Source organism: Amycolatopsis bartoniae (assembly GCF_014191255.1).
Classification (GTDB): domain Bacteria; phylum Actinomycetota; class Actinomycetes; order Mycobacteriales; family Pseudonocardiaceae; genus Amycolatopsis_E; species Amycolatopsis_E bartoniae.
Map to the genome: position 1 here is coordinate 702,216 of NZ_JACHWH010000001.1, position 23,618 is coordinate 725,833.

Consider the following 23,618-nt stretch of genomic DNA (forward strand, 5'->3'; position numbering starts at 1 on the left):
GTGCCTGAAGAGAACCCCCAGCCGGGCGACGAGCAGTCGAGCGCCGAACGCGAGGTCGGCCTGCGGCCCGAAGGTGCCCGCCCCGCGGAGCCGGTGGTCGCCGGGCGCGAGCGCCGCGGCATGTTCGGCGTCACCGACAGCGGCGACACCTCCGGCTACGGCGGCTTGCGGCTGCCCGCCTACACCCCGGCGCCGGCGGAACGGCCGTACGGCGGCTGGTTCGACGAGTTCGCCGACCAGTTCTTCGCCGCGCTGAGCGAGAACGGCGTGCCCGCCGAAGCCGTCCAGCAGGTCACCGTCGACCGCGGCGAGATCACGCTGTACATCGACCGGCGCCACCTGCTGGAGGCGTGCCGGATCCTGCGCGACGACGCGGGGCTGCGGTTCGAGCTGTGCAGCTCGGTGTCCGGTGTGGACTACGGGCCGGACGTGCCGCAGCGGCTGCACTCGGTGTACCACCTGACGTCCATGACCTACCGGCGCCGGATCCGGCTGGAGGTCACGGTGGACGTGAACGATCCGCACCTGCCGTCCGTGGTCGAGGTGTACCCGACCGCCGACTGGCAGGAGCGGGAGGCCTACGACATGTTCGGCATCGTCTACGACGGACACCCGTCGCTGACCCGCATCCTGATGCCCGACGACTGGGACGGGCACCCGCAGCGCAAGGACTACCCGCTCGGCGGAATTCCCGTGGAGTACAAGGGCGCGGAGATCCCGCCGCCGGACCAGCGGAGGTCGTACTCATGACTACCGACCGGCTTTCGGACGTCACGTCCGGCACCGACACCACGGCCCCGGGCGCCGACAGCACCGACGAGGTGGACTACGCGTCTTCCCGCGACACCACGGAAGGCCGCATCTACCACGTCAGCGGCGGCGACTGGGACGACGTGCTCTCCGACGCCGAGCACGACGAGCGCATGGTCATCAACATGGGCCCGCAGCACCCGTCGACGCACGGCGTGCTCCGGCTCGTGCTGGAGCTGGAGGGCGAGACCGTCACCCAGCTGCGCTCGGTCATCGGCTACCTGCACACGGGGATCGAGAAGAACACCGAGTACCGCACGTGGACCCAGGGCGTCACGTTCGTGACCCGCATGGACTACCTGTCCCCGCTGTTCAACGAGCTCGGGTACTGCCTCGCGGTGGAGAAGCTGCTGGGTGTCGAAGCGCCGAAGCGAGCGCAGCTGATCCGCGTGCTGCTGTGCGAGATCAACCGCATCGGCTCGCACCTGGTGTACATCGCGACCGGCGGCATGGAGCTCGGCGCCACCACGGCGATGACGCTGGGCTTCCGCGAGCGCGAAGAGGTCCTGCACCTGCTGGAGTACCTGACCGGGCTGCGGATGAACCACGCGTTCATCCGGCCGGGCGGCGTCGCGCAGGACCTGCCGACCGACGCGCACGCGAAGATCAGCGAGTTCGTCAAGGTGATGGACCAGCGGCTTCCCTTGTACGACAAGCTGTTCACCGGTCAGCCGATCTGGCGCAACCGGCTCAAGGGCGTCGGCTACCTGCCGGTGGACGCGTGCCTCGCGCTGGGCGTCACCGGCCCGGTGCTGCGGTCCGCGGGCCTGCCGTGGGACCTGCGCAAGGTCGAGCCGTACTCCTCCTACGACGAGTTCGAGTTCGACGTGCCGACCGCCACCGAGGCCGACTGCTGGGCGCGGTACCTGTGTCGCGTCGAGGAGATGCACCAGTCGCTGCGGATCATCAAGCAGGCGCTCGAACGGCTCAAGGAGCCGGGCCCGGTGATGGTGGAGGACAAGAAGATCGCGTGGCCGGCGCAGCTGTCGATCTCCAGCGACGGCATGGGCAACTCGCTGGAGCACGTCCGCAAGATCATGGGCCAGTCGATGGAGTCGCTGATCCACCACTTCAAGCTGGTCACTGAGGGCTTCAAGGTGCCGCCGGGCCAGGTGTACTCGCCCGTCGAGTCGCCGCGCGGCGAGCTGGGCTTCCACGTGGTGTCCGACGGCGGCACGCGGCCGTGGCGGGTGCACGTGCGGGAACCGAGCTTCGTGAACCTGCAGTCGATGCCCGCGATGTCCGAAGGCGGCCTCGTGGCGGACGTGATCGCCGCCGTCGCCTCGATCGACCCCGTGATGGGGGGAGTGGACCGATGATCTTTGACGCCGACACCGTCGCGAAGGCGCAGGAGCTGATCGGGCGGTATCCGCAGTCCCGCTCGGCGCTGCTGCCGATGCTGCACCTGGTCCAGTCGGTGCAGGGCCACGTGAGCCAGGAAGGCATCGCCTTCTGCGCGGAGCAGCTCGGGCTCACCGAGGCCGAGGTGAGCGCGGTCGCGACCTTCTACACGATGTACAAGCGGCGGCCGTGCGGCGAACACCTCGTGAGCGTCTGCACCAACACGTTGTGCGCGGCGCTCGGCGGGGACGCGATCTACAAGCAGCTGGGCGAGCACCTCGGCGTGGGGCACGAAGAGGTCGCCGGCGAGCCGGGCGCGCCCGGCTCGATCATGCTGGAGCACGCGGAGTGCCTGGCCGCGTGCGACCTCGCGCCGGTGCTGCAGGTCAACTACGAGTACTACGACAACCAGACGCCGGAGTCGGCGCTGGAGCTCGTGAAAGCGTTGCAGCGCGGGGAAAGGCCCGCGCCGACGCGTGGTGCGCCGTTGACGGACTTCAAGGGGGCGGAGCTTCAGCTCGCAGGCTTCTTCCCGGAGGACGAGGAGACGTACCGGTCCGAAGTGGACGGTCCGTCGCAGGCAGTGGAGACTCTGCGCGGGGCTCGGCTGGCCGCTGATCGCGGCTGGACCGCGCCGGTGATGGAGGACGTTCCCCTGCCGGAGGTGGAGGCGAAATGACAGACCCACTGACGCCGGTACTGACGAAGCGGTGGCTGTCGCCGAACTCGTGGCGGCTGGAGACCTACGAGCGGCTGGAGGGCTACACCGCGATCCGGAAAGCGCTTGCGGGCACGCCGGAACAGCTCGTGCAGCTGATCAAGGACGCCGGGCTGCGCGGCCGCGGTGGCGCGGGTTTCCCGGCGGGCGTGAAGTGGTCGTTCATGCCGCCGAACTTCGACAAGCCGCACTACCTGGTGATCAACGCCGACGAGGGCGAACCCGGCACGTGCAAGGACATCCCGCTGATGATGGCGGACCCGCACTCGCTGATCGAGGGCTGCATCATCGCCTCGTATGCGATGCGGTCCAACCACTGCTTCATCTACGTCCGCGGCGAGGCGCTGCACTGCATCCGCCGGCTGAACGCGGCGGTGCGCGAGGCCGAGGCGGCCGGTTACCTGGGCGAGAACATCCTCGGCTCCGGCTTCGACCTCAAGATCACCGTGCACGCGGGCGCGGGCGCGTACATCTGCGGTGAGGAGACGGCGCTGCTCGACTCGCTCGAAGGCCGCCGTGGCCAGCCGAGGCTCAAGCCGCCGTTCCCCGCCGCCGCCGGGCTGTACGCGGCGCCGACGACGGTGAACAACGTCGAGACGATCGCGAGCGCGCCGTACATCGTCAACGCCGGGGCCGACTGGTTCCGCAAGATGGGCCGGGAGAAGTCGCCGGGCCCGAAGATCTACTCGATCTCCGGCCACGTCGAGAAGCCCGGCCAGTACGAGGCGCCGCTGGGCACCACACTGCGGCAGCTGCTGGAGCTGTGCGGGGGCATGAAGGACGGCATCCCGCTGAAGTTCTGGACGCCGGGCGGGTCCTCGACGCCGATGTTCACCGCCGAGCACCTCGACATCCCGCTGGACTTCGAGGGCGCGGCGGAGGCCGGGTCGATGCTCGGCACCACGGCGGTCCAGGTCTTCAACGAGACGGTGTCCGTGCCGTGGGCCGTGATGAAGTGGACGCAGTTCTACGAGCACGAGTCCTGCGGCAAGTGCACGCCGTGCCGCGAGGGCACGTACTGGCTGGCGCAGATCCTGGAGCGGATGGTCGACGGGCGGGGCACCGAGTCCGACATCGATACGCTGCTCGACGTCTGCGACAACATCCTCGGCCGCTCGTTCTGCGCGCTCGGCGACGGTGCGGTCAGCCCGATCACCAGCGGCATCAAGTACTTCCGGGACGAGTTCCTCGCACTGTGCGAGAGCAACAAGCGTGAGCTGGTGGGAGCGCAGTCATGACGATGGCGCCAGAAGAACCGAAGACCGAGACGCCGGTGCCGGAGGGCCACGTCAAGCTGACGATCGACGGCGAGGAGGTCATCGCGCCGAAGGGCGAGCTGCTGATCCGCACCGCCGAGCGGCTCGGCACGGTGATCCCGCGGTTCTGCGACCACCCGCTGCTCGACCCGGCGGGCGCGTGCCGCCAGTGCCTGGTCGAGGTGGAGATGGGCGGCAGGCCGATGCCGAAGCCGCAGGCCTCCTGCACGATGACGGTCGCCGACGGGATGGTCGTCAAGACGCAGCTGACCTCGCCGGTCGCCGACAAGGCGCAGCAGGGCGTGATGGAGCTGCTGCTGATCAACCACCCGCTCGACTGCCCGGTGTGCGACAAGGGCGGCGAGTGCCCGCTGCAGAACCAGGCGATGGCGCACGGCCGCACGGACTCCCGGTTCGTCGACAAGAAGCGGACGTTCCCGAAGCCGCTGCCGATCTCGACGCAGGTGCTGCTCGACCGCGAGCGGTGCGTGCTGTGCCAGCGCTGCACGCGGTTCTCCGCGCAGATCGCCGGTGACCCGTTCATCGACCTGTTGGAGCGCGGGGCGCACCAGCAGATCGGGACGGCGGAGACGGCCGATGTGCTCGACATGGCCTCGAAGACGTCTTCGGGGAAGCCGTTCCAGTCGTACTTCTCCGGCAACACCATCCAGATCTGCCCGGTGGGTGCGCTGACCTCGGCGCAGTACCGGTTCCGGTCGCGGCCGTTCGACCTGGTGTCGTCGCCGAGCGTGTGCGAGCACTGCTCGTCCGGCTGCGCGGAGCGGACGGACTTCCGGCGCGGCAAGGTGATGCGCAAGCTCGCCGGCAACGACCCGGACGTCAACGAGGAGTGGATCTGCGACCGGGGCCGGTTCGCCTTCCGGTACGCGCAGACCGCCGACCGCATCCGCCGTCCGCTGGTGCGGGAGAACGGTGAGCTGCGGGAGGCGTCGTGGACCGAGGCGCTGCGCGTCGCGGCTTCCGGTCTCGCGGCGGCGCGGGACTCACGGGGCGTGGGCGTGCTGACCGGCGGTCGGCTGACGCTGGAGGACGCGTACGCGTACTCGAAGTTCGCACGGGTTGCCTTGCGCACCAACGACATCGACTTCCGGGCGCGGGCGCATTCGGCGGAGGAGCTGTCGTTCCTCGCGTCGCACGTGGTCGGCACCACGCCTTCGGACGGGGTGACGTTCGCGGCGATCGAGAAGGCGCCGACGGTGCTGTGCGTGGCGTTCGAGCCCGAGGACGAGGCGCCGATCGTGTTCCTGCGGCTGCGCAAGGCGGCCCGCAAGCGCGGTGCCAAGATCGTCCACTTGGGACAGTGGACCACGTCCTCGGTCCGCAAGACGTTCGGTGAGCTGCTCGCCTGCCTGCCCGGCAGCGAGCCGGCGGCGCTGAACGCACTGGCCGAGCACGCGCCCGACCTCGACGCGGCGCTCGCGCGGGAGGGCGCGGTCATCCTCGTCGGCGAGCGGGCGGCCGAGGTGCCGGGCCTGTTCTCGGCGGTTCACGCGCTGTCCACGCGGACCGGCGCACGGGTGGCGTGGATCCCGCGCCGCGCCGGGGACCGCGGGGCGCTGGAGGCCGGTGCCGTGCCGAACCTGCTGCCGGGTGGCCGTCCGGTGACGGACGCCGCCGCGCGGGCCGAGATCTCGGCGGCGTGGGGCGTCGAAGTGCCGTCGGAGCCGGGCCGCGACACCACGGGCATCCTCGCGGCGCTCGCGGACGGGGTGCTCGGCGGCGTGCTGGTCGGCGGGGTCGACCCGGGCGACCTGCCGGACCCGGACCTCGCGCGCCGGGCGCTGGCGCGGGCCGAGTTCGTCGTGAGCCTGGAGCTGCGGCCGAGCGAGGTCACCGAGCGCGCCGACGTGGTGCTGCCGATCGCGCCCGACGTGGAGAAGGCGGGCAGCTACGTCAACTGGGAAGGGCGGCGCCGCGCGTTCGACATCACGATCGAGAACTCCGGCGCGCTGCCGGATGCCCGCGTGCTCGACACGCTGGCCGTCGAGATGGACGCGGACCTGTTCACCCAGACGCCCGCGGCCGCGTACGGCGACTTCTCCCGCTTGCCCGCCTTCACCGCGCGCGTGGACTTCACGCCGGTCGAGGTGGGCGCGGCCGAGGTACCGGGCAGGGGGCAGGCGCGGTTGTCGACGTGGCGGCAGCTGATCGACAACGGCTCGCTGCAGGTCGACGAGCCGCACCTAGCCGGAACGGCCCGCCCGCCCGTCGCGCGGGTGGCGGCGTCGGTGGCCGAGGAACTGGGCGAAACGGTGACGGTGTCCACCTCCCGCGGATCGGTCACGTTGCCGGTCGAGGTGGCGGACCTGCCCGACGGCGTGGTCTGGCTGCCCGCGAACTCGGACGGCTCACGCGTGCGGACGGCGCTCGGCGCCGGGCACGGAGCCGTCGTTTCCCTCGAACCGGGAGGCGAGCGATGAGGTCGTTGCTGGTGCGGGAACGGCTCGGGCTGTCGGGCGCCGGGCGCGCAGCTGTGGTTTCCCTCGAACCGGGAGGCGAGCGATGACGCCGCTACTCGCGCAGGAACAGCTGACCAGGGCGGAGCTGCTGGCCGACGACCCGTGGTGGCTGATCCTGATCAAGGCCGTGGTGATCCTGCTGATCGGGCCGATCATGACGATCTTCCTGATCGTGTGGGAGCGCAAGGCGGTCGGCCGGATGCAGAACCGGCCGGGGCCGAACCGCGTCGGCCCCGGCGGGTACCTCCAGTCGCTGGCGGACGCGGTGAAGCTGCCGTTCAAGGAGCAGGTCATCCCGGACACCGCCGACCGGAAGGTGTACTTCCTGGCGCCGGTGATCGCGGTGGTGCCGTCGCTCATCGCGTTGTCGGCGATCCCGTTCGGGCCCCAGGTGTCGATCTTCGGCCAGCAGACGGTGCTGCAGCTGGTGGACCTGCCGGTCGGCGTGCTCGTGATCCTGGCCTGCTCGTCGGTCGGGGTGTACGGGATCGTGCTGGCGGGCTGGTCGTCCGGCTCGCCGTACCCGCTGCTGGGCGGGCTGCGGTCGGCGGCGCAGGTGATCTCGTACGAGATCGCGATGGGTCTGTCCATTGTGGCCGTCGTGCTGTACGCGCAGTCCATGTCGACCGGCGACATCGTCCAGTCGCAGGCGGGCGGGTGGTACTTCTACCTGCTGCTGCCGAGCTTCGTGATCTACCTGATCTCGATGGTGGGCGAGACCAACCGGGCGCCGTTCGACCTGCCGGAGGCGGAGTCGGAGCTGGTCGGCGGGTTCCACACCGAGTACTCGTCGATGAAGTTCGCGATGTTCTTCCTCGCCGAGTACGTGAACATGGTGATCGTCTCGGCGTTCTGCACCACGCTGTTCCTCGGCGGCTGGATGTTCCCGTTCGTGGGCCTCGACTCGCCGTTGAACAAGGGCTGGCTGCCGATCATCTGGTTCGGCGTCAAGCTGTTCGCGTTGCTGTTCGGGTTCATCTGGCTGCGTGGCACGCTGCCGCGGTTCCGGTACGACCAGTTCATGAAGCTGGGCTGGAAGGTGCTGGTGCCGGCCAACCTGGTGTGGATCGTCGTGGTGAGCGCGATCCGGGCGATCCGCAACAACGGTGGCCTGACCACGTCGCAGATCGTGATCGGCGTGATCGTCGTGGCGGTGGTCGCGATCGCGGTCGCGCTGCTGCTGCCGGACCGGCGCCCGCCGGACGACGATCGCGTGCCCATCACCGGTGGTGGTTATCCGCTGCCGCCGCTGGACCTGCAAGTGCCGCAGGTGCCGGACCGGACGAAGAAGAGGCGCCGGCCGGCCGTCGAGGCCGGGGAGCCGGCGCAGGTGGGGAGTTCCGATGGGACTGTTTGATCCGATCAAGGGTTTCGGCGTCACCTTCGGGATGATGTTCAAGAAGGTGGCCACCGAGGAGTACCCGGAGGCCGGTGCGCCCGCCGCGCCGCGCTACCACGGGCGGCACCAGCTCAACCGGCACCCGGACGGGCTGGAGAAGTGCGTCGGCTGCGAGCTGTGCGCGTGGGCCTGCCCGGCGGACGCGATCTTCGTCGAGGGCGGTGACAACACCGAGGACGCCAGGTACTCGCCGGGCGAGCGGTACGGCAAGGACTACCAGATCAACTACCTGCGGTGCATCGGCTGCGGCCTGTGCATCGAGGCCTGCCCGACGCGCTCCCTGACGATGATCAACTTCTACGAGCTCGCCGACGACGACCGCCAGCGCCTGATCTACACGAAGGAGGACCTGCTGGCCCCGCTGCTGCCGGGCATGGAGCAACCCCCGCACCCGATGCGCCTGGGCGACGACGAGCAGGACTACTACGTCAACGGCCCGGAACTCGCCCGCGGCCGCGGCGTCCCGTCCGGCGAAACGGTGGAAACGGCCCGCGAGGAGGTCATCTCATGACCGGTTCGGTGCTGGTTCTGCAACGGCCTGTCGGCGGTGGTCATGTTGTGGCCGCTACTGGATTCGTGCCGCGGGCTGTTCGTGGTGGCGGTGTCGCGGTTGCTGGCGGATTCGCGCCGCGGGCTGTTCGTGGTGGCCGTGTGGCGGTTGCTGGTGGACTCGGGCCGCGGGCTGTTCCTGGTGGCCGTGTGGCGGTTGCTGGTGGACTCGGGCCGCGGGCTGTCGGCGGTGGGCTTCTTGGGACGGCCGAAGGTTTCCCGCGAGCCACGGTGCCGGGCAATCCCCCTGCCGTCGACGGCGGCCGCGTCGCTGATCGGCTCACGGTCGGCGGCGGCGTGTCGGCCCAGGCCGGGCCGAGCGTTGTCCTGGCCGATGTTCCCGGCGGCTCGGGTCGCGTCGCGGTTCGTCATCTCGTGCCGGAGGTGCCCGGATGCTGAACTCACTGGTCCTCGCGCAGGCCGTCGACCAGAGCACGTCGGTCGGCGAGGCCGTCGCGTTCTGGATCCTCGGGCCGATCGCGCTGCTCGGGGCGCTCGGGCTGATCTTCGCCCGCAGCGCCGTGCACTCGGCGCTGTTCCTGGCGATGACGATGTTCTCGCTCGGCGTGCTGTACATGGTGCAGCAGGCGCCGTTCCTGGGCTTCACGCAGATCATCGTCTACACCGGCGCGATCATGATGCTGTTCCTGTTCGTGCTGATGCTCGTCGGCCGGGAGAGTTCCGACTCGGTGGTCGAAGTCCTGCGCGGGCAACGCCTGTGGGCTGGGATCCTCGGCATCGGCATCGCCGGGCTGATCGTCACCGGGCTGATCAACGCGCTGAGGAACGTCAGCCCCGCACCGGCGCCGAACGGCACCGCGGGCGGCCTCGGCCGGCTGGTCTTCACCGACTTCCTGTTCCCGTTCGAGCTCACCTCGGCGCTGCTGATCACCGCGGCGCTCGGCGCGATGGTGCTGGCGTTCAACGAGAAGCGCGGCCGTCGCACGCAGAAGGAGCTCGTCGAGGCCCGGTTCCGCGGCGAGTACGAGCGCATCTCGCCGAAGCCCGGTCCCGGTGTCTTCGCAACCTCGCACTCGGTCACCACCCCGGCCCTGCTGCCGGACGGCACGGTGGCGCAGGACTCGCTGTCCTCGATCATCGAGTCCACGCCGACCGCGCAACTCGAAGCCGAGCGCAAGGTGGTCGAGGGCAAGGAGCCGCACCCGGACGCGCACGCCCTCACTGGCGCCGAGCACGCACTGCCCGGCCCGGAAGCCGGCGCCGAGCACGCGCTCACCGGTTCGGAGGAGAAGAAATGACTCCCACCTACTACCTGCTGCTGTCCGCGCTGCTGTTCTCCATCGGAGCGGTCGGCGTGCTGGTGCGGCGGAACGCGATCGTCGTGTTCATGTGCATCGAGCTGATGCTCAACGCCGTGAACCTGTCGCTGGTGACGTTCTCCCGCATCAACGGCAGCCTCGACGGTCAGGTGATGGCGTTCTTCGTGATGGTCGTCGCCGCCGCGGAGGTCGTGGTGGGGCTGGCGATCATCATGGCCATCTTCCGAACCCGCCGCTCGGCCTCGGTCGACGACACCAACCTCCTGAAGTACTAGGCACTAGGAGAGCTGCGAAGTGATCGCATCATCGTGGCTGCTGGTCGCTTTTCCGGCGCTGGGGGCCCTGATCCTCCTCGGCCTCGGACGGCGAACCGACAGCTGGGGCCACCTGCTGGGCTGCGCCACCGTCATCGCGTCCTTCGTCTACGGGCTGGTGCTGTTCTTCGGCAGTGACGGCAAGCCCGCCGACACGACGGTCTACTCGTGGTTCCCGGTGGGCAACCTGTCAGTGGACTTCGGCTTCCGGATCGACGCGTTGTCCCTGGTCTTCGTGCTGCTGATCACCGGAGTGGGCGCGCTGATCCACGTCTACTCCATCGGTTACATGGCCGACGACCCCAACCGCCGCAAGTTCTTCGGGTACCTGAACCTGTTCGTCGCCTCGATGCTGGTTCTGGTGCTCGGCAACAACTTCATCACCCTGTACCTCGGCTGGGAGGGCGTCGGCCTGGCGTCCTACCTGCTGATCGGGTGGTACACCGACCGGCCTTCGGCGGCGACCGCCGCGAAGAAGGCGTTCCTGATGAACCGCGTCGGCGACGTCGGACTGGCCGTGGCGATCTTCCTGATGTACAAGTACCTCGGGACGGTCAGCTACGCGGGCGTGTTCGACCGCATCGGCGACGCACCGGCAGGCGTGATCACCGCGATCGCCATCCTGCTGCTGCTCGGCGCGTGCGGTAAGTCCGGCCAGTTCCCGCTCCAGGCGTGGCTCCCCGACGCGATGGAAGGCCCCACCCCGGTGTCGGCCCTCATCCATGCCGCGACGATGGTGACCGCCGGCGTGTACCTCGTCGCGCGGTCGAACCCGATCTTCAACGAGACCGAGAGCGGACGGCTCATCGTCACCCTCGTCGGCGCGGTCACGCTCCTGATCGGGTGCATCGTCGGCTGCGCCTACGACGACATCAAGAAGGTGCTCGCCTACTCGACCGTGAGCCAGATCGGCTACATGATGCTCGCCGTCGGGCTCGGACCGTTCGGGTACGCGCTGGGCATCATGCACCTGCTGACGCACGGCTTCTTCAAGGCCGGGCTGTTCCTCGGTGCCGGTTCGATCATGCACGGCATGAACGACGAGGTCGACATGCGTAAGTTCGGCGGCCTGTACAAGCGGATGCCGATCACGTTCGTCACGTTCGGGCTCGGTTACCTCGCAATCATCGGATTCCCCTTCCTGTCGGGCTACTTCTCCAAGGACGCGATCATCGAGGCGGCGTTCGGCCAGGAGGGCTGGCGCGGCTGGGTGTTCGGCCTGGCCGCCATGCTCGGTGCCGCGCTCACCGCGTTCTACATGACGCGCCTGGTGCTGCTGACCTTCTTCGGCAAGGAACGCTGGAAGGAGATCAAGAGCAGCGACGGCCGGGACTTCCACCCGCACGAGTCGCCCGCCGTGATGACCGTGCCGATGATCATCCTGGCGATCGGCTCGGTCGGCGCCGGCGCGTTCCTCTCGCTCGGCTCCCGGCTGTCCGACTGGCTGCAGCCGTCACTGGGTGAGCTCGGCGAGGCCGAGCACGCGGCGATTCCGCACTCGTGGATTCCGTGGCTGACGATCCTCCTTTCCGCACTGGGCGTGCTCGTGGCGTGGCTGGTGGTCGGCAGGCGGGACACGCCGGTCGAGCGGCCGCAGAACGTGTCCCCGGTGGTTCGCGCCGCGCGCAAGGACCTCTACGGCAACGCCCTGAACGAGGCCCTCGTCGCGACCCCGGGCATGTGGCTCACCCGGTTCTCGGTGTACCTGGACAGCCGCGGCGTCGACGGCGCGGTCAACGGACTGGCCGCCGCGCTGGGTGGCGGGTCCGGGCGGCTACGGCGGCTGCAGACCGGGTTCGTCCGCTCGTACGCCCTGTCCATGCTGGCCGGTTCGTTCGTACTGGTCGCGGCTCTGCTGTTGGTGAGGTTCTCATGACCTGGGTACTGGCCCTCATCCTCCTGCCGCTGGTCGGCGCACTGGTCCTGAGCGGCCTGCGCCGGAACGACCGGCTGGCCGTCACGGTGGCGCTGGTCTTCTCGATCGTCGAGTTCCTGCTGATGATCCCGATGTGGGTGACCTACCACCCCAGCGGCGACCGCCTGCAGCAGACGACGTCGATGGACTGGATCCCGTCCTTCGGCATCCACATCGCCTTCGGCGTCGACGGCATCGCGCTCATCATGATCGCGGTGATCACGTTCCTGGTGCCGATCGTGATCGGTGCGCTGGGCACGGCCGACAAGCTGCCGGAAGGGCGCAGCGCCGGCGGGTACCTCGCGCTGATCCTGGTGCAGCAGGCGCTGACGATCGCGGTGTTCGCCGCCACCGACGTGTTCCTGTTCTACGTGCTGTTCGAGATCATGCTGATCCCGATGTACTTCCTCATCGGCGGCTACGGCGGCGCGAACCGGCAGTACGCGGCGGTCAAGTTCTTCCTGTACTCCTTCCTCGGCGGTCTGATCATGCTGGCGTCGGCGATCGGCGCCTACTCGATCGCCGCCGACAAGCTGGGGCACGGTACGTTCGACTGGGCCACCCTGGTGACGGTCGTCCGGGACGCACCGACGAGCACCCAGATCTGGTTGTTCCTCGGCTTCTTCCTGGCGTTCGCGATCAAGGCGCCTCTCGTGCCGTTCCACACCTGGCTGCCCGACGCGGCGGGCGAGGCGCCCATCGGCGTCGCGGTGCTGATCGTCGGCGTGCTGGACAAGGTCGGCACGTTCGGCCTGCTGCGCTACAACCTGCCGATGTTCCCCGAGGCCAGCAAGGCGCTCGCGCCGCTGGTGCTGATCCTCGCCGTGATCGGCGTGCTCTACGGCTCGATCCTCGCCGCCGGGCAGCAGGACATGAAGCGCTTCGTGGCCTACGTGTCGATCGCGCACTTCGGGTTCATCGCACTGGGCATCTTCGCGTTCGCCCAGCAGGCCACCGTCGGGTCGGTGACCTACATGCTCAACCACAGCCTCGCGACGGGCATGCTCATCGTGGTGCTGGGCCTGGTGATCGCCCGTGGTGGCTCCACCCGGATCTCGGACTACGGCGGGATGTACAAGGTGACTCCTCTGCTGGGCGGGATGGTGCTCATCGCGGGTCTGTCCACTTTGTCCTTGCCGGGGACCAACTCCTTCGTCAGTGAGTTCCTGGTGTTGCTGGGCTCGTTCGAGACCCAGCCGGTGTACGCGATCCTCGCGTCGGTCGGCATGGTGCTGGCCGCGGCCTACGTGCTGTGGCTGTACCAGCGCCTGATGACCGGCCCGGTGCGGGGCAACGCCCTGATCGGCGCGGGTGGTGGTCCGGGTACCGCCGTCGCTCCCGAGCTGGGCGCCAGGAAGGCCATCCGGGACCTCGGCGCCAAGGAGTTCGCCGTCCTGGTGCCGCTGGTAGTGCTGATCATCGGCTTGGGCTTCTATCCGAAACCCGTGCTCGACACGGTGGGACCGTCGGTGCAGGCCACGCTTTCGGCCGTGCAAGGAGGGCACTGAAAGTGATTCAGGTGCTGGCCCAGCAAGGGCAGATAGCGACGCCGCAGATCGAGTACGCGGCGATCCTGCCGGTGCTGATCGTGCTCGCGGCGGGATGCGTCAGCGTGCTGTTCGAGGCGTTCCTGCCTCGGCACATGCGCTGGCCGGGACAGGTCGTGCTGTGCCTGACGGCGCTCGTCGCCGCAGGCGTCTCACTCGCCGTCTACGTCAGCGGCTCCCCGAAGGCAGGGCTGACCACGTTGGCCGGGGCGATCTCGGTGGACAAGCCCGCCTTGTTCCTGTGGGGCACCCTGCTCGCGCTGGCTCTCGGCGCGGTGCTGCTGATCGCGGACCGGTCGGTGGAGCCCGGCGGCGCGTTCGTCGCCCAGGCGTCGATCCGGCCCGGGACCTTCCAGGACCGTGCGCAGGTCGGCTCCACGGGTATGCAGACCGAGGTCTTCCCGCTGACGCTGTTCGCGCTTGGCGGCATGATGACGTTCTGTGCCGCGAATGACCTGCTGACGATGTTCATCGCGCTCGAGGTGCTGAGCCTGCCGCTGTATTTGATGTGCGGTCTCGCTCGGCGTCGGCGCCTCCTTTCCCAGGAATCGGCGGTCAAGTACTTCCTGCTCGGTGCCTTCTCGTCGGCGTTCTTCCTGTACGGCCTGGCGCTGCTGTACGGCTACGCGAACTCGGTGAAGCTCGCCGACATCGCCAACGCCGCGGCCGGTTCGGACCGGTCGGACACCCTGCTGTTCGCGGGGATGGGGCTGCTCGTGGTGGGTCTCCTGTTCAAGGGCTCGGTGGGGCCGTTCCACACCTGGACGCCGGACGTCTACCAGGGCGCGCCGACCCCGGTCACCGCCTTCATGGCCGCCTGCACCAAGGTCGCCGCGTTCGGCGGGATCCTGCGGGTGCTGACGGTCGGCTTCCAGTCGACGAGCTGGGAATGGCGTGGCGTGCTGTGGGCGGTCGCGATCGTGTCGATGGTGATCGGCGCGATCCTCGGCCTGACCCAGACGGACGTGAAGCGCATGATCGCCTACTCGTCCATCGCGCATGCCGGATTCCTGCTGGTCGGCACGCTCGCGATGACCGATGAGGGGCTGTCGGGCACGCTGTTCTACCTGCTGGCCTACGGCTTCACGACGCTGGCCGCGTTCGGTGTGGTCTCGCTGGTGCGGGACTCCTCGGGCGAGGCGACGCACCTTTCGGCGTGGGCGGGCTTGGCGAAGCGCTCACCGGTGCTCGCGGGCGTGTTCACCTTCCTCCTGCTCGCGCTGGCGGGGATTCCGTTGACGAGCGGTTTCGTGGGGAAGTTCGTGGTGTTCTCGGCCGCGCTGCGGGACGGGATGGCGCCGCTGGTGGTGATCGCCCTGGTGTTCAGCGCTGTCGCGGCGTTCTTCTACCTGCGCGTGGTGGTGCTGATGTACTTCTCGCAACCCGCGCCCGAGGGGCCGACCGTCAGCGTGCCGGGGGCGTTCACCACCGCCGCGATCACGCTCGGCGTCGTGGTCACGCTGCTGCTCGGCCTGGTGCCGTCGTTCGCGCTCGGCTGGGCGGGGGCCGGCACGTTCGCCTTCTGACGCCTCCGGCGAAGCACGGGGTGCTGTGGGCCTTTCCGGCCCCGGCACCCCGTTTTCGTTGCTGCGCAGGATATACACGACGTCGCGGAAGGAACAGGTGTGCCGGTGCACGGCCTGGTTCTCCCGCTCTCCGCAGCTACAGCGCTGGCCGAGGAGGCCGAGGTGGCGCAGCTTCATGACATGTCGGCGGCCGAGGCCGTGGAGGCGGGCTTCGTCCAGCTCGGCGCGGATGGCGCGGTTGTGCGCTCGGCGGCCGGTGGCGATGGGTTCGGTCATCGGGGTTCCTTTCGGGGTGGATGGTTCGAGCATGCCGGGGATGGGGGCGGGATGGGGAACAGAATCGGATTCTGTGGATGGGGGAGGGGGTTGTGGAAGAAGCCGGGGTGGGGCTGTGGACAAGTCTGGGGATTTTGTGGATGAGGTGCGGGTTTTGTGGGGGAGGGCTGTGGATTACTTGGGGACGCGGGGTGGGTGGGATGGCTGGTGGCGGGTAAAGGGGCGGGGGTTGGCGTGTGGTCAACAGGAGTGCGGGTCGGGGGTTTGGCGGGGACGGGGTGGGAGGGAGCGGGCTGTCCTGGCGGGCTGGACCGGAGGTGGACGGGGTGGGGTGGTTGGTGCTGAGGGGGTTACGAGGGGCGGCTTGAGGGAGCGGAAGTAGCGACGGGGCGGTGGCGGGGGTGAGGCGTTGCGGGGCGGAGGTAGTAGATCGCGCGTGGGTGGTGTGGGGAGTGAGAGGCGCCCCGGGGTGATGTGCCGCCGGAGGCGGGAGGTTGTGCGGGGGTGGGGGTGGGAGGCGTCGCGGGGTGGGGTGTCAGCGCATGGGGGAGTGTGCGGGAACGGCAGTGCGGAAATCCCACAGGTGCCGGGAGCCGGTGGGGCGGAAACCGCAAACCCCGCTGGCGTCAGGAAAGTGAACCCACCGCGTGGCGGGCTGTGGACATGCCACGGCTGTTGCTGATCAGTTGCGCGGCGATCTCGTCCACGCAGGCGGTGTAGTCGCGGTCTCTCGGTTCCTCCGCCAGCGATTCCAGCAGCCACACGCGCCACGCGCCCACGAGACGGGCGAACGTGTCCGTGCCCTCGCCGGTGAAAGTGTAGTGGCCGTCGGCCTCCGTGAGGTGGCCTGTGGTGGTCAGGTGAGCCGCCGTGGGGTGGAAGATTCCTGCTGGGACGTTGAAATCCGCACTCAGATCCTGGAGGGTCGTCGAACCGCTTTCGGTGCTGTGGCGGTAGATCTGCACCAAGAGCCATGCTTGCGCGTAGCTCAGCTGCACGCCCGAACGCGCCAGGATTCCCGGTCCCGGATCGGATTTTTGGCCTCGCCATAGGCTTGCGACGACTCGTTCAAGTTCCTGGCGAGAATTCCCCGAACCTGGCTCCGAAAAGCCGCTGCTGCGCGCCGCCACGGCTTTTGTGGCGTCGCGGAGTGGGACTTCCTTCAAGAACAGCGCCACGACGAACGACAACAAACCCACCGGGGCCGCCACCAGGAACATCGTCTGAATCGCGTCTACATAGGACGGCACGCTGGGCACCGCGGGCAGTTGGTTGCTGAAGATCGTGCCGAACACCGCCACCCCGAACGAGCTCCCGAGCGTGCGAAGGAACGAAACCCCCGACGTCGCCACGCCGAGATCCTCGTAGTCACTCGTGTTCTGCACCACGATCGTCGGCACCTGCATGCAGCAACCCAGCCCCAGGCCGAGCACCACCATGTACCCAGAAGTCACCCAGAAACCCGTCCCCGCGTCCAAACGCGACAACAGGTACAACCCCAGCGCCATCACCAGCGAACCCGCCAGCGGGAACACCTTGTACCGCCCCGTCCGGCTGATCACCACGCCACTCGCCAGCGACGTCAACAGCAGACCGACCACCAGCGGCAGCATCCGCAGCCCCGACTCCGTCGCGCTCGCGCCCTGCACCCGCTGCAGGTACGTCGGCAGATAGGTGATCCCGCCCAGCATCGCGAAGCCCACCACGAAGCTCAGCACGCTCGCGACCGTGAACACCCGGCTCCGGAACAACCGCATCGGCAGCATCGGCTCCGCCGCGCGCCGCTCCACCACCACGAACAGCACCAGCAGCACCACCGACGCCACAGCCATGCCGAGGATCGTCGGCGAAGTCCACGCGTACTCGGTGCCGCCCCAGCTCGTCACCAGTGTCAGACCCGTCGAGGCCAGCGCGATCAGCAGGATCCCCAGGTAGTCGATCCGCGGCCGCCCCTCGGCGCGCACCGACGGCAACGCCACCGCCGCCACCAGCACCACCACGACCCCGAGCGGGATGTTCACGTAGAACGCCCAGCGCCAGCTCAGGTGATCCACGAACAGCCCGCCCAGCAACGGACCCGCCACCGTGGCGACGCCGAACATCGCTCCGATCACGCCCTGGTACTTCCCGCGCTCGCGCAACGGCACCACGTCCGCGATCACGGCCGACGACGTGACCATCAGCCCGCCACCGCCGAGGCCCTGCACCGCCCGGAACACGATCAGCCACAGCATCGAGTGGGCCCAGCCCGAGAAGAACGAGCCCACCAGGAACAGCACCACGCTCACGAGGAACGCCTTCTTGCGGCCGAACAGGTCGCCGAACTTCCCGATCAGCACCGTCATGATCGTCTCGGCGAGCAGGTACGCCGTGACGACCCACGACAGGTGGTTCGCGCCGCCGAGATCGGCCACGATCGTCGGCAGTGCCGTCGAGACGATGGTCTGGTCGAGAGCCGCCAGCAGCATCCCGAGCATGATCGCCGCGACGATGGTGTTCTGCCTCTTCCTGCTGGTCACGAGCCGAAGGCTAACTTCGGAACGACACCCCGACCGCCCAGCTCACCCGATGGTGGGGCAGGGTGTTGTCGCGTTCGTCACCACTGCCCTGCCCGAGGAGCCCTCCGTGCCGTGAAGTCTTGCCATTACGCTGGTGAAGACCGTGATGAAGTGCGAAAGGGCAGGGCAACGTGTCGGTTCAGGGTGGCACCATCGAAGACCTGCGCGCGAGCGTGGGCCTGCGGATCGCCGATGAGCAACTGCTGCGCACGCTCGCCGGCGGGCTCGCCGACGTCGAGAACCTCCTGCGCGAGACCGCCCGCAGCGAGGTCAAGGCCGTGCACGACGCCGCATCGCACCTGGTGGAGGCCGGGGGCAAGCGCTTCCGCCCCATGTTCACCCTGCTCGCGGCCGAGTTCGGCGAGGGCAACCACGACGGCGTCGTGACCGCGGCCGCCGCCGTCGAGCTGGTGCACCTGGCCACGCTGTACCACGACGACGTCATGGACGAGGCCACCATGCGCCGCGGTGCACAGAGCGTCAACGCGCGCTGGGACAACACCGTCGCGATCCTCACCGGGGACTTCCTGTTCGCGCACGCCTCCCGGCTGGTGTCGTACCTGGGCACCGACGCCGCGCGGATCATCGCCGAGACGTTCGGCGAGCTGGTCACCGGGCAGATGCGCGAGACCGTGGGGCCCGCCGACGGCGAGGACCCCGTCGAGCACTACCTGAGCGTCATCGCGCAGAAGACCGGCTCGCTCATCGCCACGTCCGGCCGGTTCGGCGGGATGATCTCCGGCGCGAAGCCCGAGTACGTCTCGGCGCTGACGCGGTTCGGCGACATCATCGGCACCGCGTTCCAGATCTCCGACGACATCATCGACATCGCGTCCCCATCGGACGAATCGGGCAAGACGCCCGGCACCGACCTCCGTGAGGGCGTGCGCACCCTGCCGATGCTGTACGCGCTGGCCGATCCGGCGAGCGACCCGCGCCTGCTCGAACTGCTGGCCGGTCCGATCGCCGAGGACGAGCTGGTCGACGAGGCCCTGCGGCTGCTGCGTGTCTCGAGTGGACTCGACCGGGCCATGGCCACCCTGTCCGACTACGCTCGGCGAGCGAGGGTGGAGTTGTCCGCGTTGCCCGCTTGCCCGGCTCGCGACGCGTGCGAGTCCGTCGCCGACTACCTGGTCGCGCGGACGCGCTGATCCGGCTCCGCCGCGTCATGACTGCGGCGCTCCGGTGTCATTGAAAGTGGTACCGGAGCGGTTGGGAAAGAAAGGACAGCTCGATGTCCCTCTTCGGGCAGGTCTGGCTGTGGAGCGCGGCGGCCTTCGTGCTCGGCGTGCTGTTGACCTGGTTGTTCCTGGTCCGGCCTGCGCACGGGCGGAACCGGCTGCTCGAACGGCAGCTGCTCGCGGCCCAGACCGCGGCCGCTCCGGAGCGCCAGCCGGCCCGCGCCCGCGACGCCGAGCCGGACAGCGCCACCCGCACGTTCGACCGCGAGCCGGTGCTGCCGACCCGGACCTTCGAGCCGGAACCGGAGCCCGAGCCCGCGCCGGAGCCCGCGTGGCACGAGCGCGACAGCTTCGGTGGCCGGGTGCCCGCGCCGGACGAGTCGGACGCGGAGAAGACGTCCATCTTCACGTCGTATCAGCAGTCGGAGCGCGGCTCGCTCTTCGAGGGGGAGGCGCAGCCGAGCCTGTCCGACCGCTTGGAGGGTGAGGTCGAACCGGAGCGGGGGTCGCTCTTCGAGGCCGAGTCCTACGACAGCGGGTCCGGATCGCTGTTCGCCGACGGCGAGCGCGGCGAGCCGTACCAGGACGCGTCCCACGGCGCGGTGTACGGCGACGTCGAGCACGAGTACGAGCACGGCGCGACCTACGGGGACGCCGAGCACCAGAGCGCGTACAGCAGCGACATCGAGCACGAGAACGCGTACGAGAGCGAGCACGGGGGAGTCGTGTACGGCGAAACCGAGCACGAGGACGAGGGCCACGCCGCGTACGGGAGCGAGTCCGAGCACGGATCCCTGTTCGAGTCCGAGCCGCAGCAGTACGAGCCGGAGCAGAGCTACGGATCCCACGCCGCCGTCGAGGAGCCGCCCGCCTACGCGTTCGGCGCCGACACCGCGACACCGGACGACGACGAGACGCCCGCCGAGGCCACCGCTGTCCTGCCCCGGCGCCAGCCCCGCTCGACCCCGCCCAGCAGTTTCGAGCCGCCGCGGCCGTCGATGCGGTCCGTGGAGCGCCGCGAGCCCGTGGCGGACGAGGGCGGCCGCAGCGGTTCGCTGTTCGAGCCCGTCGTGCGGCCCAACACCGGCGGCGCGCACTCCGCGCCCGAGCCGGAACCCGCCGCGCCGCCGCCCGCGCGCACGCACGTCGGCGACAGCGCCGTCCCGCCGGGGCCGTTCGGCCCGGGCTCGGCGATGCCGCGGCCCGGCGGCGGCCGTCCGTCGGACGAGTTCACCGTCAAGGCGAGTGTGACGGCCCTGCGCTACTGCACGGAGGACTCGCCGCAGTTCGGCCGCATGGTGGCCGAGGTGTGGTTCCGCTCCGTCGCCGACGCCGAGCGCGTGGGGTTCCGGCCGCTGCACTGAGCGGCGGCCGGAACGACCTCAGGCGACGACCGTCCAGGTGTCCTTGCCGGTGAGCAGGGATTGCAGGTTGGGCGCCTTCGCTTCGCGGGCCTGCGCGACCTGGGCGCGGGCCTGGTCGTCGTAGGTGGGGCGTTCGATGTCGCGGAAGATGCCCACCGGGGTGTGGTTGAGGTTCTGGTCGCCGAGGCGGGACAGGGCGAACGCGTAGGCCGTGCTCTCGATCGACGGGTCGTGGACGACGAGGTTGTCCTCGCCGATCTCGGAGACCTTGCCGATCTCGAAGCCGCCCCAGCCGGTGGTGGTGACGCCGTACTCGCCTTCGGGGCCGAAGCGGATCGGCTCGCCCGCGCGTAGCGGGATGAGCCGGCGGGAGGCCTCGTCGGTGTCCTTGAGCACGTCGAACGCGCCGTCGTTGAAGATCGGGCAGTTCTGGTAGATCTCCACGAGCGCGGAACCGCGGTGGCGCGCCGCGGCGGTGAGGACTTCGGTGAGGCCCTTCTTGTCCGAGTCCAGCGCGCGCCCGACGAACGTGGCCTCCGCGCCGAGCGCGAGCGACACCGGGTTGAACGGCGTGTCCACCGACCCCATCGGCGTGGACTTGGTGACCATGCCCTGGCCCGAGGTCGGGGAGTACTGGCCCTTGGTGAGCCCGTAGATCCGGTTGTTGAACAGCAGGATCTTCAGGTTCACGTTGCGGCGCAGCGCGTGGATCAGGTGGTTGCCGCCGATGGACAGCGCGTCGCCGTCACCGGTGACCACCCACACCGACAGGTCCGGGCGGGTGGTGGCCAGGCCGGTGGCGATCGCCGGCGCGCGGCCGTGGATCGAGTGCATCCCGTAGGTGTTGAGGTAGTACGGGAACCGCGACGAGCAGCCGATGCCCGAGACGAACACGATGTTCTCGCGCTTGAGCCCGAGTGTGGGCAGGAACGACTGCACCGTGTTGAGCACGACGTAGTCGCCGCACCCGGGGCACCAGCGCACCTCCTGGTCGGACTTGTAGTCCTTGGCCTTCTGCGGCTCGTCGGTGTGCGGAACCAAGTCCAGCCCACCCACGGCAGGAAGACCCAGGTCGGTCGCGGTCATGCGGGCACAACCCCTTCGATGATGTTGGTGAAGACGTGCTGGAGCTCTTCGGCCTTGAACGGCAGGCCGGCGACCTTGGTGTAGGACTCGACGTCGACCAGGTACTTCGCGCGCAGCAGCAACGCGAGCTGGCCGAGGTTCATCTCCGGCACCACGACCCGGTCGTAGCTCCCCAGGATGGCGCCGAGGTTGGACGGGAACGGGTTGAGGTGGCGCAGGTGCGCCTGCGCGATCGGCAAACCGGCCTTGCGCACGCGGCGACACGCCGCGCCGATCGGGCCGAACGTCGAACCCCAGCCCAGCGCGAGCACCCGGGCCTTGCCGCCCGAGGGGTCATCGACCACCAGGTCCGGCACGGCGACGCCGTCGACCTTGCGCTGGCGAAGACGGACCATGTGGTCGTGGTTGTCCGGGTCGTAGGAGATGTTGCCCTTGCCGTCGGCCTTCTCCAGCCCGCCGATGCGGTGCTGCAAACCCGGGGTGCCGGGCACCGCCCACTCGCGGGCCAGCGTCTCGGGATCGCGCACATAGGGCCAGAACTCACCGGAACCGTCGCTGGCGTTCGGCTCGGTGGCGAACCGCACGCGCAGGTCAGGCAGCGTCGAGACGTCCGGGATCAGCCAAGGCTCGGAACCGTTGGCGTTCGCGCCGTCGGACAAGATCATCACCGGCGTCCGGTACTTCAGTGCGATCGAGACCGCCTCCAGCGCCGCGTCGAAGCAGTCCGCGGGCGAGCGCGGGGCCACGATCGGCACCGGGCACTCGCCGTTGCGGCCGAACATCGCCTGCAACAGGTCGGCCTGCTCGGTCTTGGTGGGCAGACCCGTCGACGGGCCGCCGCGCTGCACGTCGATGACCACCAGCGGCAGCTCCAGCATCACCCCGAGCCCGATCGCCTCCGACTTGAGCGCGACACCGGGACCCGAGGTGGACGTGACACCCAACGCGCCACCGTAGGACGCGCCCAGCGCCGCACCGATACCGGCGATCTCGTCCTCGGCCTGGAACGTGAGAATGCCGAAGTTCTTGTGCTTCGACAGCTCGTGCAGGATGTCCGACGCCGGGGTGATCGGATACGTGCCCAACAGCACCTGCAACCCCGACTGCTGCCCGGCCGCGACAATGCCGTACGCGAGCGCGGTGTTGCCGGTGATCTGCCGGTACGTGCCCGTCGCGAGCTTCGCGGGCGCCACCTCGAAGGTGGTCACGAACGACTCGGTGGTCTCGCCGTAGTTCCAGCCCGCACGGAACGCGAGGATGTTCGCCTCCGCGATGTCCGGCTTCTTCGCGAACTTCTCCCGCAGGAACGCCTCGGTGCCCTCGGTCGGCCGGTGATACATCCACGACAGCAGGCCGAGCGCGAACATGTTCTTACACCGCTCGGCGTCCTTCTTGCCCAGCCCCGTGTCCGCCAGCGCGCCCTGGGTCAGGGTGGACATCGCGACCTCGTGCACCTGGAAGGCCGACAACGAGTCGTCCTCCAGCGGGTTCGCGTCGTAACCGACCTTCGTCAGGTTGCGCTTGGTGAACTCGTCAGTGTTGACGATCAACGTGCCCGACGGCGGCAGGTCCGCCAGGTTCGCCTTGAGCGCCGCGGGGTTCATCGCCACCAGCACGTCCGGCCGGTCGCCGGGGGTGAGGATGTCGTAGTCGGCGAAGTGCACCTGGAACGACGAGACACCGGGGATCGTGCCCTGGGGAGCGCGGATCTCCGCGGGGTAGTTCGGCAGCGTCGCCAGGTCGTTGCCGAACGCCGCCGCCTCCGAGGTGAACCTGTCGCCGGTCAACTGCATGCCGTCGCCGGAGTCACCGGCGAAACGGATGACGACCCGGTCGAGCTTCGAGACTTCGGTGGTCCGGGTGGCCGACAACGCGCCGTTGCCCTGGGCACTCGTGCTCATAGGTCAGGGAATCCCTCTCTCCCGGCTGCCGTCGTCGGTGACCGGTGCCGGACGCACTTCTGGCCGATACCTCTACCTTACTTTGCCTATTGGCGACCGTCCGCAGATGTGACTCGC

At 69.1% G+C, this 23,618-nt stretch carries 17 protein-coding genes; 14 read left to right on the forward strand and 3 right to left on the reverse strand.

Features of this window, described 5'->3' with window-relative positions:
• From FHX82_RS03575 to nuoN, 12 genes are all read left to right on the forward strand, one after another.
• Complete coding sequence (locus FHX82_RS03575; protein WP_145933158.1) at positions 1–750, forward strand: NADH-quinone oxidoreductase subunit C; 750 nt, start codon at positions 1–3, stop codon at positions 748–750.
• On the forward strand, positions 747–2,129 hold the full coding sequence (locus FHX82_RS03580; protein ID WP_145933159.1) for an NADH-quinone oxidoreductase subunit D: 1,383 nt from the start codon (positions 747–749) through the stop codon (positions 2,127–2,129). Before FHX82_RS03575 ends, FHX82_RS03580 begins: the two co-directional genes overlap by 4 nt.
• Positions 2,126–2,830, forward strand: a complete 705-nt coding sequence (nuoE, locus tag FHX82_RS03585; RefSeq protein WP_145933160.1) for an NADH-quinone oxidoreductase subunit NuoE — start codon at positions 2,126–2,128, stop codon at positions 2,828–2,830. Before FHX82_RS03580 ends, nuoE begins: the two co-directional genes overlap by 4 nt.
• A complete protein-coding gene (gene nuoF / locus FHX82_RS03590; protein ID WP_145933161.1) occupies positions 2,827–4,107 on the forward strand; it encodes an NADH-quinone oxidoreductase subunit NuoF in 1,281 nt (426 codons plus the stop codon). The genes nuoE and nuoF overlap by 4 nt, the downstream gene beginning before the upstream one ends.
• On the forward strand, positions 4,104–6,566 hold the full coding sequence (locus FHX82_RS03595; protein WP_145933162.1) for an NADH-quinone oxidoreductase subunit G: 2,463 nt from the start codon (positions 4,104–4,106) through the stop codon (positions 6,564–6,566). Before nuoF ends, FHX82_RS03595 begins: the two co-directional genes overlap by 4 nt.
• An 82-nt stretch (positions 6,567–6,648) precedes the next feature.
• Positions 6,649–7,962: an NADH-quinone oxidoreductase subunit NuoH gene (gene nuoH, locus FHX82_RS03600; protein WP_145933163.1), complete on the forward strand. Its 1,314-nt coding sequence runs from the start codon at positions 6,649–6,651 to the stop codon at positions 7,960–7,962.
• The gene (nuoI, locus tag FHX82_RS03605) at positions 7,949–8,515 is read left to right on the forward strand and encodes an NADH-quinone oxidoreductase subunit NuoI (protein ID WP_091505146.1); all 567 of its coding nucleotides are present in this window, start codon (positions 7,949–7,951) and stop codon (positions 8,513–8,515) included. The genes nuoH and nuoI overlap by 14 nt, the downstream gene beginning before the upstream one ends.
• Before the next feature lie 430 nt (positions 8,516–8,945).
• The gene (locus FHX82_RS03610) at positions 8,946–9,812 is read left to right on the forward strand and encodes an NADH-quinone oxidoreductase subunit J (protein ID WP_183176461.1); all 867 of its coding nucleotides are present in this window, start codon (positions 8,946–8,948) and stop codon (positions 9,810–9,812) included.
• On the forward strand, positions 9,809–10,108 hold the full coding sequence (nuoK, locus tag FHX82_RS03615) for an NADH-quinone oxidoreductase subunit NuoK (protein WP_091505144.1): 300 nt from the start codon (positions 9,809–9,811) through the stop codon (positions 10,106–10,108). The genes FHX82_RS03610 and nuoK overlap by 4 nt, the downstream gene beginning before the upstream one ends.
• A 19-nt stretch (positions 10,109–10,127) precedes the next feature.
• Complete coding sequence (nuoL, locus tag FHX82_RS03620; RefSeq protein ID WP_145933164.1) at positions 10,128–12,023, forward strand: NADH-quinone oxidoreductase subunit L; 1,896 nt, start codon at positions 10,128–10,130, stop codon at positions 12,021–12,023.
• Entirely contained in the window at positions 12,020–13,570 is a 1,551-nt protein-coding gene (locus FHX82_RS03625; RefSeq protein WP_145933165.1) for an NADH-quinone oxidoreductase subunit M, read from the forward strand. The genes nuoL and FHX82_RS03625 overlap by 4 nt, the downstream gene beginning before the upstream one ends.
• A 2-nt stretch (positions 13,571–13,572) precedes the next feature.
• Positions 13,573–15,135 (forward strand): NADH-quinone oxidoreductase subunit NuoN, encoded by a 1,563-nt coding sequence (nuoN, locus tag FHX82_RS03630; protein WP_145933166.1) that lies wholly within the window; start codon positions 13,573–13,575, stop codon positions 15,133–15,135.
• Between the two features lie 902 nt (positions 15,136–16,037).
• On the opposite strand, the gene FHX82_RS03635 is transcribed toward nuoN, so the two are convergent.
• Positions 16,038–17,888, reverse strand: coding sequence for an MDR family MFS transporter (locus FHX82_RS03635; protein WP_183176578.1), 1,851 nt, complete (start codon positions 17,886–17,888; stop codon positions 16,038–16,040).
• A 212-nt stretch (positions 17,889–18,100) separates the two neighbouring features.
• Here FHX82_RS03635 and FHX82_RS03640 point away from each other — a divergent pair, with 212 nt between their 5' ends.
• On the forward strand, positions 18,101–19,120 hold the full coding sequence (locus FHX82_RS03640) for a polyprenyl synthetase family protein (RefSeq protein ID WP_145933299.1): 1,020 nt from the start codon (positions 18,101–18,103) through the stop codon (positions 19,118–19,120).
• A gap of 83 nt (positions 19,121–19,203) precedes the next feature.
• Complete coding sequence (locus FHX82_RS03645) at positions 19,204–20,514, forward strand: sunset domain-containing protein (protein ID WP_145933298.1); 1,311 nt, start codon at positions 19,204–19,206, stop codon at positions 20,512–20,514.
• A gap of 18 nt (positions 20,515–20,532) precedes the next feature.
• Here the strand turns inward: FHX82_RS03645 and FHX82_RS03650 are convergent, their stop codons facing one another.
• Together FHX82_RS03650 and FHX82_RS03655 are read right to left on the reverse strand one after the other, a co-directional pair.
• The gene (locus tag FHX82_RS03650) at positions 20,533–21,600 is read right to left on the reverse strand and encodes a 2-oxoacid:ferredoxin oxidoreductase subunit beta (RefSeq protein ID WP_145933297.1); all 1,068 of its coding nucleotides are present in this window, start codon (positions 21,598–21,600) and stop codon (positions 20,533–20,535) included.
• Entirely contained in the window at positions 21,597–23,501 is a 1,905-nt protein-coding gene (locus FHX82_RS03655) for a 2-oxoacid:acceptor oxidoreductase subunit alpha (protein WP_145933296.1), read from the reverse strand. Before FHX82_RS03655 ends, FHX82_RS03650 begins: the two co-directional genes overlap by 4 nt.
• Positions 23,502–23,618 lie beyond the last annotated feature (117 nt).

Coding starts and splice junctions, on each gene's coding strand:
- FHX82_RS03655 (WP_145933296.1), bottom strand. CDS start 23,501: ATGAGCACGAGTGCCCAGGGCAACGGCGCGTTGTCGGCCACCCGGACC.
- FHX82_RS03635 (WP_183176578.1), bottom strand. CDS start 17,888: ATGCTCGGGATGCTGCTGGCGGCTCTCGACCAGACCATCGTCTCGACG.
- nuoI (WP_091505146.1), top strand. CDS start 7,949: ATGGGACTGTTTGATCCGATCAAGGGTTTCGGCGTCACCTTCGGGATG.
- nuoF (WP_145933161.1), top strand. CDS start 2,827: ATGACAGACCCACTGACGCCGGTACTGACGAAGCGGTGGCTGTCGCCG.
- FHX82_RS03650 (WP_145933297.1), bottom strand. CDS start 21,600: ATGACCGCGACCGACCTGGGTCTTCCTGCCGTGGGTGGGCTGGACTTG.
- FHX82_RS03610 (WP_183176461.1), top strand. CDS start 8,946: ATGCTGAACTCACTGGTCCTCGCGCAGGCCGTCGACCAGAGCACGTCG.
- nuoK (WP_091505144.1), top strand. CDS start 9,809: ATGACTCCCACCTACTACCTGCTGCTGTCCGCGCTGCTGTTCTCCATC.
- FHX82_RS03595 (WP_145933162.1), top strand. CDS start 4,104: ATGACGATGGCGCCAGAAGAACCGAAGACCGAGACGCCGGTGCCGGAG.
- FHX82_RS03580 (WP_145933159.1), top strand. CDS start 747: ATGACTACCGACCGGCTTTCGGACGTCACGTCCGGCACCGACACCACG.
- FHX82_RS03625 (WP_145933165.1), top strand. CDS start 12,020: ATGACCTGGGTACTGGCCCTCATCCTCCTGCCGCTGGTCGGCGCACTG.
- nuoH (WP_145933163.1), top strand. CDS start 6,649: ATGACGCCGCTACTCGCGCAGGAACAGCTGACCAGGGCGGAGCTGCTG.
- nuoE (WP_145933160.1), top strand. CDS start 2,126: ATGATCTTTGACGCCGACACCGTCGCGAAGGCGCAGGAGCTGATCGGG.
- FHX82_RS03645 (WP_145933298.1), top strand. CDS start 19,204: ATGTCCCTCTTCGGGCAGGTCTGGCTGTGGAGCGCGGCGGCCTTCGTG.